Below are 1687 nucleotides of genomic sequence, written 5' to 3' on the forward strand. Positions count from 1 at the left end.
TCCGCACTGTCATTGAAGGTGATCGTGATGGTCGTTGTGCCACCAGCCTCTGTCACCTGAACGGTTCCATCCCCGGCAAGGTCCGCTGTAATGGCAGACACATCCACATCGCCTGCACCCACACCCGGCAGGGTGATGACGACGCTGGTCAGTTCATCGGTGCTGTCACCAGACGCCGCGCTGAAGTTGATGGTGTTATCGACACTGTCTTCCTTGATGATACCGGCAAACTCGCCGTCACCAAAGGCCGCAGTCGGTACAACCTCGCCGCCTTCAATGGTCAGGCTGAAATCGGCGCTGTCCTCTTCCTTGTTATCAGAAAGGTCAGTCTCGACGCCACCCGGCGCTGTATCTTCGCTGACGCTGGAAATGGTGCCATTGATCGTACCTTCATAGCCCGCCGGAATGACGGCCTCGATATCATTAACCGCCGCCGCAAGGTCCGCAGGGGTGTTCGCGGTCAGGGTCCATGTCCCACCCGGACCTTCCGTCAGGGTCGCATCAGAAGGTGCATCATCACCAAGCACAAGGCCAACACCCGCCGTAACCGCCGTCCCGTCCAGCGTAACGGTGATCGTGAAGGTCTCGGAACCGTCCGTATCATCAGAGGTGGTATCCGCAGGCTGATCAGACGGCGCCCCGTAACCGGTCACCTCAAATTCCATGCTCAGGCCCAGATTGACATTCTGGTCCGCGGCGCTTTCTGTACCCGGCGCCAGTTCATCTGCAGAGACTTCCGCATACCGGTCCAGAACCGCGTCCACCACAATGGTCTTGGTTTCCCCGCCATCACCGGTTGCAGTCGCGTCCGTTTTGTCCTTGGCATAGGCCGTGATGGTGGCAGACAGGTCCGCGTCGCTATCCTCAACCGGGGCATCCAGGGTGAAGGAGCTGCTGAAGCTTTCCAGATCCGCACTGTCGTTAAACGTGATCGTGATGATGGTGGCACCCGTAACCGGATCCACATCAACCGCAACCGAGCCATCCCCGGCAAGGTCCGCTGTAATGGCAGACACATCCACATCGCCATTGGTCACACCCGGCAGGGTGATCACGACGCTGGTCAGTTCATCGGTGCTGTCACCAGACGCCGCGCTGAAGCTGATGGTGTTATCGTCACTGTCTTCCTTGATGATACCGGCAAATTCGCCGTCACCAAAGGATGCTGTCGGCACAACTTCGCCGCCTTCAATGGTCAGGCTGAAATCGGCGCTGTCTTCTTCCTTGTTATCAGAAAGGTCAGTCTCGACGCCACCCGGCGCTGTATCTTCGCTGACGCTGGAAATGGTGCCGTTGATTGTGCCTTCATAGCCCGCCGGAATGACGGCTTCAATCAACCCAACGGCAACTTCAAGGTCTGCCGGATCGCTCACGTTCAGGGTCCATGTTCCATCCGGACCTTCCGTCAGGGTCGCATCAGAAGGTGCCCCGGTGCCAAGCGTCAGGCCAACACCTGCCTCAAGCGAAACTTCATCCAGCGTAACGGTGATCGTGAATACTTCGGAACCGTCCGTATCATCAGATGTGGTATCCGCAGGCTGATCAGACGGCGCCCCGTAACCGGTCGCCTCAAACGCCATGCTCAGGCCCAGATTGACATTCTGGTCCGCGGCGCTTTCTGTACCCGGCGCCAGTTCATCTGCGGAAACTTCCGCATACTGGTCCAGAACGGCATCAACCACGATCC

Annotated in this window: 1 protein-coding gene; it reads right to left on the reverse strand. The window is 58.3% G+C overall.

All coding sequences use genetic code 11. The annotated features are described in order from the left end of the window. The coding region (locus FQB27_RS00005; RefSeq protein WP_169558826.1) for a hypothetical protein at window positions 1-1687 on the reverse strand (1687 nt) is incomplete at both ends.

Origin of the sequence: Sneathiella chinensis, from assembly GCF_012720115.1 — a bacterium.
Classification (GTDB): domain Bacteria; phylum Pseudomonadota; class Alphaproteobacteria; order Sneathiellales; family Sneathiellaceae; genus Sneathiella; species Sneathiella chinensis.